General features: G+C 51.2%; 9 protein-coding genes and 1 pseudogene. All 10 read left to right on the top strand.

All coding sequences use genetic code 11. The annotated features are described in order from the left end of the window. Positions 1-170 precede the first annotated feature (170 nt). Positions 171-1,223 carry a glycine-rich domain-containing protein gene (locus LIZ87_RS22485; RefSeq protein ID WP_264468132.1) on the top strand — a complete coding sequence of 351 codons (1,053 nt, stop codon included), beginning with the start codon at positions 171-173 and terminating at the stop codon, positions 1,221-1,223. A 14-nt stretch (positions 1,224-1,237) separates the two neighbouring features. Beyond that, complete coding sequence (locus tag LIZ87_RS21695) at positions 1,238-1,552, top strand: hypothetical protein (protein ID WP_227149187.1); 315 nt, start codon at positions 1,238-1,240, stop codon at positions 1,550-1,552. Next, positions 1,542-1,694, top strand: coding sequence for a hypothetical protein (locus LIZ87_RS21700; protein ID WP_227149188.1), 153 nt, complete (start codon positions 1,542-1,544; stop codon positions 1,692-1,694). The genes LIZ87_RS21695 and LIZ87_RS21700 overlap by 11 nt, the downstream gene beginning before the upstream one ends. 5 nt (positions 1,695-1,699) lie before the next feature. Further along, positions 1,700-1,948: a hypothetical protein gene (locus LIZ87_RS21705; protein WP_227149194.1), complete on the top strand. Its 249-nt coding sequence runs from the start codon at positions 1,700-1,702 to the stop codon at positions 1,946-1,948. Beyond that, positions 1,945-2,142, top strand: coding sequence for a holin (locus tag LIZ87_RS21710; protein ID WP_227149189.1), 198 nt, complete (start codon positions 1,945-1,947; stop codon positions 2,140-2,142). Before LIZ87_RS21705 ends, LIZ87_RS21710 begins: the two co-directional genes overlap by 4 nt. A gap of 79 nt (positions 2,143-2,221) precedes the next feature. After that, entirely contained in the window at positions 2,222-2,422 is a 201-nt protein-coding gene (locus LIZ87_RS21715) for a hypothetical protein (RefSeq protein WP_227149190.1), read from the top strand. 66 nt (positions 2,423-2,488) lie between these two features. Further along, positions 2,489-5,512, top strand: a complete 3,024-nt coding sequence (locus LIZ87_RS21720; RefSeq protein ID WP_227149191.1) for a hypothetical protein — start codon at positions 2,489-2,491, stop codon at positions 5,510-5,512. 11 nt (positions 5,513-5,523) lie between these two features. Beyond that, positions 5,524-5,988, top strand: coding sequence for a hypothetical protein (locus LIZ87_RS21725; RefSeq protein WP_227149192.1), 465 nt, complete (start codon positions 5,524-5,526; stop codon positions 5,986-5,988). Between the two features lie 10 nt (positions 5,989-5,998). Continuing rightward, positions 5,999-6,136, top strand: a complete 138-nt coding sequence (locus LIZ87_RS21730; protein WP_227149193.1) for a hypothetical protein — start codon at positions 5,999-6,001, stop codon at positions 6,134-6,136. Positions 6,137-6,353: 217 nt separating this feature from the next. Then, positions 6,354-6,862: pseudogene (locus LIZ87_RS21735) on the top strand (cell wall-binding protein); the annotation flags it as partial.

A 6,862-nucleotide genomic window follows, 5' to 3' on the forward strand; every position in this document is an offset into this window, starting at 1 on the left:
GGATATTACCCTGGGGCTGAAAGGAGTGAATTGATATGGCGCATGTACCGATTACTTTGGGCGGAGGAAGCGGCTCCGGCAGCGATGACTGCACGGCAACCCTTGATTATGTCCTTGAGGGGAAGACCGCGATCACAAAGGACAGCGATGATGAGCCGGGCGCTGGCCGGATGAAGGTCAACAGCTTACTGTCTTTTAGTGTAGCCGCCTATTCCGGAAAAAGGGTGCTTGCAATCTGGAAAAATCCAAAGGCGGCGAAGGGAAGGCCATACAGCGGAGTCTATATCCGCTACAGCACCTCCGGCAGTCCAGGTAAGACAGGCGGCACACAGATCTACAAGGGAGCCGGCAGTAATACGGCTGCCGAAGGACAATCACAAGTATATATTGATCTTCCGGCAGCAAATACAAAATATTATCTGTCTATCTATCCATATGTGACCACTAGTTTGGGAGATATAACGGGAGCCGAGTTAAACGCAGAGGTTACAACAGAGGGTACTCTTAATAAGACTTTTGCATCTAGCCAAAGTTTCACCATACCAGAAGGATATACAAAAGCCAAATGTTTCGCAGTTGGTGGCGGAGCTGGTGGAGGAAAGCTATCGGGAGGCGGTGGTTCTGTTAATTATTATGCTGGAGGAGGAGGGGGAGGATATGCAGGAACATCCTCTGAATTTGCTGTATCGGCAGGACAAATATTAGCAATAATTGTAGGTGCTGGTGGTGCCGTTGGGACAGCCGGGGGGACGAGTGGAATTGCCGATATATTTACAAAGGCAGGAGGAAATCCCCCTTCATCCGCAACTACAACATTACCAGGTGGTGGTTCTGGTGGCTCTGGCGGAGGGGCAGCCGGGTATTCTGGTTCTGGTAGTAACGGGGGGAATGGAGGATCTAATGGAGGTAATGGAACTACTGTCTATGCTGGTGGAGGCAGTGGACAAGGTTCCACAACAAAAGCTTGGGGAAATGGTACTTTATATGCCGGAGGTGGAGGCGGATCTGGTATAGGAATAATCGAGAACGGAACATCTTATGGCGGCTCTGGCGGTTCTGGCGGAGGTGGTAATGGAGGACACCGCGATGGTACTTCACAGTCTGCTACATCTGGCGGAGCCAATACAGGAGGAGGCGGCGGAGGAGGCAGGAATAGCAATTATGGTAAAACCTGTTTCTCCGCTGCTGGTGGTTCTGGAATAGTTTTATTACAATTATATTAGGGAGGACATATAGAATGTTAGTACATCAAGTATTTGCAATGATATCTGAAGAAACAGTACAAAATGTGGTTGTGGCAGATAATTACGAAGATGCTAACCAGGTTACACGGGCAGTGTATGGCGATGATGCTGTAGCGGTAGATTGTTTACAGTATCCTTGCCAAATAGGAGATAAATACATAGATGGAGTATTTTATAAAAAGGATGGAGTTACCCCAATAGAGTATATACCAACTCAGGAGCAGCAGGTGGCACAACTTCAGATGGACAATGACGAGCTCACCATTGCCATGGCAGATATGATTGGAGGTGCAATTCATGTTGAGTAACATTGAACGCAACATCATCATCCGTGCGCTGAAAAAACGGCGTTTGGAAGGCGAAAATCCCGCGGAAATCCTAACAAGATACACACGGCTGACCAATGAGGAGAAGGCAGAGATTCTGGCGGCGCTGGAAGGAGGTACATAATGGAAATGCCAACAGAAATCATGGTGGCGCTGATCGGGCTGGCCGGAAGCGCCATAGGAGCATTTGCAGGCGTTCTGACTTCGGCCAGGCTGACCAACTACCGTATTGAGCAGCTGGAGAAAAAGGTGGATAAGCACAACACGGTTATTGAGCGGACATACAAGCTGGAGGAGGCCGAAGCAGTCCTGGAAGAGCAGATCAAGGTAGCTAATCATCGGATATCAGATTTAGAGAGAGGAGGTGAGGCAAGATGAGCGAGAGCGCAAAGAGATGGTGCAAGGCTGCAGGCGTGCGTGCGGTCAAGACCATGGCACAGACCTTCGTGGCCAGCGCCGGTACAGCGGCGGTTATGAGTGAGGTGAGCTGGCCTATGGTGGTATCGGCATCCGTACTGGCAGGCATTCTGTCAGTAGCAACATCGGTGACGGGACTGCCGGAGGTACAGTAGGAGGTGATCCACCTATCTCCCGGCCGCAGGGTGAGAGCGGCATACTATCAATTCAAAATCAGAAAGAGAGGTACATACTATGGGAACAACAGGAAAGCATGCAGCGAAGATTCCGGGCAATGGAGGCTATGTCAACGCAGGCCCGGATCTGCAGGAGAAACAGCCGACACCCTATCTCTACGATAAGCCCACCAACGCCCCGCATCCCGGTAAGCATCAGAGCGGTGTAGGCGGTCCGTCTGATCGGAACAATAATGGGATTGACGATTCTGAGGAGTAATTGCGATATCGCAACAGGGAGGGCAGGTGTCACAGCCTGCTCTTCTATTACAAGGAGGTATGACACATGATTACAGTAGTATTCAAGGATGGGTGTGACTACGCAAGCGCCGCTGGCCTGATGCAGTGGGATTACGGCCAGGTGCTGCGGATCCAGGGCCTGAAGCTTCCTACGGCGGTGGAGATCCATTTCTCTCTCCAGCAGATGGGCGGCCAGGCAATAACCCGTGTAGGCGTGACGAAGGATGGCGTAACAGATGTGGTGATCCCGGAATCCATGCTGGAGGCGGATAAGGCTCGGAACTACCAGATCTATGCCTGGATCTATCTGGCGGACGAGAGTAGCGGCGAGACCGTTAAGAGCATCACCCTGTCCGTCAAGGCCCGGTCTAAGCCAGAGGGTTTCCGCACCCCGGAGGATGCGGATCTCTTTCGGGAGGCTATTGCGGTAGTCAATGAGTCCGCGGGCAGGGCCGAAGAAGCAGAGGCATCTGCAGAGGCCTGGGCCCATGGCAGAGAGGATTACCCTGACCGGGCAGAGGACAATGCTGCTTACTATGCCGGCCAGGCCCAGGAGAGTGCCGAGGCTGCCGCAGGATCAGCTGGGGCCGCCGCCGAAGCAGAGAGTACAGCCCAGCTTGCGGCGGATGTAGCGAGGCAATCTGCCACTAATGCCTTGCAGTCCGAACAGGCGGCTAAGACTGCCCAGACCGGCGCAGAGGCTGCCCAGGGTGCCGCTGAAGTTGCAGAGGATCAGGCAAGGCAGGATGCAGAACAGGTGGCCCAGGACAAGTCCGCCGTGACGCAGAAAGCCCAGGAAGTAGAGAGTGCCCGGTCAGAGGTAGCCAGCAACAAGACTGCAGTGGATAAGACTGTCCAGGAGTTCGGAGTCACCGCAGAGCAGGCCGTGCAGGATGTCAATGACGCCGGGACTGTACAGGTGCAGAATATACAGTCTGCCGGGACAAGCCAGGTACAGGCAGTGGATAATGCTGGTGCGGAACAGGTGCAGGCTGTCCAGGCAGAGGGAGCCGAGCAGGTGGCCAATGTCCAGCAGGCAGCTGCGGAGATCGAGGCAGACCGGGAGCAGATCGAGATGAACCGGGTACTGGCTGTCTCTTCGGCACCGGGAATTATGGAGTCAGCAGAAGGCCCAGAGATCATCCTGCGGGACAGCTCTGACAGGCCATTTCAGGGGCTTAAGGTGTATGGCCGGAGCGAGCAGAAGACTACGACTGGGGAGCAGTTGTATCCCGGAATCCCATTTGTATCATCAAACACAAGTTATGCAACAATGACTGGGACAGATGACGGTAAAATTACTATAACTGGAACGCAATCTGTAGATGGTGGGAGGAACACTATCAAAACACCATCTTTTTTATTGAGCGCGGGAACGTATACGGTATCATATATTGGAAACAAAGCATGTGGCATGTATCTTGTAAATGAAAATAATAATACGAATTTAACAACAAAAGATTCCGAAACTTTTGTTTTAAGCGAAGATGCAAGCGTACATTTTGGTATTGATGGAACGCCCGGTGCAACATATAACGATGAATTTTATATCATGCTCAACGAAGGCACCACCGCCCTCCCATGGGAGCCCTACACCGGCGGCAGGCTCTCCCCGAACCCAGACTATCCGCAGGAGATGGTAAGTGCCGGGCAGGTGCTGACAACGGGGGCGCAGCTGTTTGATGTAACTACGATTATAGATGGACATTATATATCCGATTTTGATGGGAGTGATGTGGGCGTGAACGGTACGTTATGTGCATCGGACTATATAGGTGTATCGGGGATGGCAACATTGTATATAGGGCAAAAGTCAAATTCGGGTGCATTTTACGATGAGGACAAGACTTTTTTATCCGGAATTGGCAGTAGTGACGTACCTCGCTCTATAGATGTTCCTGAAGGAGCAAAATATTTACGGGTAACAGCTTATATTGAAAATAAAGATAGCTTCATGCTCAACGAAGGTTCCGCCGCTCTTCCATGGGAGCCTTACACTGGAGGAAAGCCGGGCGTGGTAGATGTGGGCATCGGGGCGGAGGTGACGGGGAAGAATCTGATTCCGTTCCCGTACAAAGAAGGAAGTAAAGTGATTAATGGTGTTACGATTACTGTAAATGATGATGGTACATTGTTGCTTAATGGTACTGCAACAGAATCAGTAAGATTTTATTTGTTTGAAGGTAAAATTATGCTGAAGTCTGGATCGACTTATATTCTAAGTGGATCTACAAACATATATGCACAGTTAAACGGGATTTTAGGAAAAAATATTGGTAACGGATCCAAATATAATGCAAAAGATAGCGATTACATATCAGGAATATGGATATTGTGTGCATCTGGAATATCTTTTAACAACGTACTTCTTAAACCGCAATTTGAAATAAGCGACCAGGTAACCGCTTACGAACTCTACCGCACCCCGCAGTCCCTCCTCGTCACCCCCAACGGCCTCCCCGGCATCCCGGTCTCTTCTGGCGGCAACTACACCGATGCGGACGGCCAGCAGTGGGTGTGCGATGAGGTGGATTTTGGGCGTGGGAAGTATGTGCAGAGGGTGTGGAAAAAAGTGCTTGATGGAAGTACGGATGAGAATTGGGGCGTATATAATAATGATGCAAGATATGTGGGATTTAGTACAAAAGCGTTGCCAGAAGCAATGCGTTGTCGCAACGGATTCTGCAATCAATTATCAGTCCAAATTAATACGGTCTCTCGCGAGGAAGGCTTATGGTTTGGAGTGAATTCGATGGTGATATATGCCCACAACAATTCATTTTACGATTCCACTCTTGAAGATTTCGGTCTCTCCAACTGGAAAGCCCACCTCTCCGAGCATCCCCTTGAGGTCATGACGTATCTGGACACCCCCATCGAAACCGATCTCACCCCAGAGCAGATCGCCGCTTACGCTGCCCTCCATACCAACTACCCCACCACGGTTATTACCAATGATGCAGGGGCGCACATGGCTGTCCGTTATGTGGCCGACACCAAAGCCTACATAGACGCCCGATTCCGGGAGCTCCAGACAGCCCTTGCCAACACACAAGCACAGATCATATAAGGAGGAAAATCATGTACGAGATCATTAAGAACGTAATCACCGCCGGACGCTACGAGCTGGCGGACATGCTGCATAAGATAGACACCATCTGGCTCCAGGGAGGTATCACCGATGAGGAGCGCCAGGAGCTGATCGGGCTGGCCAGAACCAACGCCAGCCCAGAAAACAGCTATGCCAGCATCCAGAAGCAGGTGGACAACCTCTATGCCAACATGGCAGAGCTGGTAGCAGCCCTGAAAGATATCACAGGCCGTGTAAACGCCCTAGAAGGTGGCAGCACAGAAGAACCCACCCAAGAGGAATATCCGGCCTGGAAACAGCCTACAGGAGCCCACGATGCCTACAACGTGGGGGATAAGATGACATACACAGACGGCAAGCGCTACATCTGCCAGATGGATGGTTGCGTCTGGGGACCGGATGTGTACCCGGATGGGTGGGCAGTAGTGGAAGAGGAAATAGTAGAAAAAGAGTAGCCGTTATGCTATGATAAAGATGCTGCCGACTCTTTCCAGCAGGAAGGAGGTGATGTCCGTGGATTACATAGTTACATTCCTTATCTCTGTATTGGCAAGTGTAGCTGGCTACTACATTTGTAAATGGCTGGACAGAGATGATAGGTAGCACCAGCCAAAAACGGAATAGCTCACCGTAACGAGCAAGAAAGCCCCGGAGCTGGCACTCCAGGGCTTTCGTCATGTCCGTAGACATATAGCTACATTCCTTAGCTATCCCTATAATATTCCATTTGAGAGAAAATGTCAATGGAGAAAATAATGCATTTGAGAGCTTAGGACAATCCTAGGTTCTTTTCATATCATGATATAGGAGGTATAAGATTATGACAGCAAACGAAAAGAGACAAGCGGTTGCAAAGGTCTATGAAAGCATTATAGGCCGCAATTACTACAGCCAGGCCCTGCGGGACTACTGCTTCCGTACCTACAAGGACGGCAAGTATTACAGTGACTGCTCAAGCTCCATCTGCTATGCCTACAAGGAGGCAGGCCAGGGCTTCGGGATCCTGAACACCGCCGGCATCTACCAGTCGGGCAAGCTTACCACCGTAGACATTACGATCCAGGACGGTGTGCCGATGAATATCAGCGATCTCCGTGTTGGGGATATGCTGGAGTTTGCCGGCACTGATGCCAGCCGCCCGCAGAAGATCGGACATGTAGAGATGGTCTACCGCATCAACGGAGACAGGGTAACGCTCTGCGGTCATGGTAGCGGCAGGCCTAGCTACAAGGACATGGCAGCCTACTGCAAGCAGCGGTACAGCTCCTGGGCCTCCGGAGGCTGGCGTAAGGGCCTGGTGTGTGTCCGGCGCTACATCCAGGATGATCC

This window comes from Lacrimispora sp. 210928-DFI.3.58 (assembly GCF_020554865.1).
Taxonomy (GTDB): domain Bacteria; phylum Bacillota; class Clostridia; order Lachnospirales; family Lachnospiraceae; genus Enterocloster.

Bases quoted from the DNA above. Each gene is read 5' to 3' on its own strand.
- LIZ87_RS22485 (WP_264468132.1), top strand. From the start codon at position 171: ATGAAGGTCAACAGCTTACTGTCTTTTAGTGTAGCCGCCTATTCCGGA.
- LIZ87_RS21695 (WP_227149187.1), top strand. From the start codon at position 1,238: ATGTTAGTACATCAAGTATTTGCAATGATATCTGAAGAAACAGTACAA.
- LIZ87_RS21700 (WP_227149188.1), top strand. From the start codon at position 1,542: ATGTTGAGTAACATTGAACGCAACATCATCATCCGTGCGCTGAAAAAA.
- LIZ87_RS21705 (WP_227149194.1), top strand. From the start codon at position 1,700: ATGCCAACAGAAATCATGGTGGCGCTGATCGGGCTGGCCGGAAGCGCC.
- LIZ87_RS21710 (WP_227149189.1), top strand. From the start codon at position 1,945: ATGAGCGAGAGCGCAAAGAGATGGTGCAAGGCTGCAGGCGTGCGTGCG.
- LIZ87_RS21715 (WP_227149190.1), top strand. From the start codon at position 2,222: ATGGGAACAACAGGAAAGCATGCAGCGAAGATTCCGGGCAATGGAGGC.
- LIZ87_RS21720 (WP_227149191.1), top strand. From the start codon at position 2,489: ATGATTACAGTAGTATTCAAGGATGGGTGTGACTACGCAAGCGCCGCT.
- LIZ87_RS21725 (WP_227149192.1), top strand. From the start codon at position 5,524: ATGTACGAGATCATTAAGAACGTAATCACCGCCGGACGCTACGAGCTG.
- LIZ87_RS21730 (WP_227149193.1), top strand. From the start codon at position 5,999: ATGATAAAGATGCTGCCGACTCTTTCCAGCAGGAAGGAGGTGATGTCC.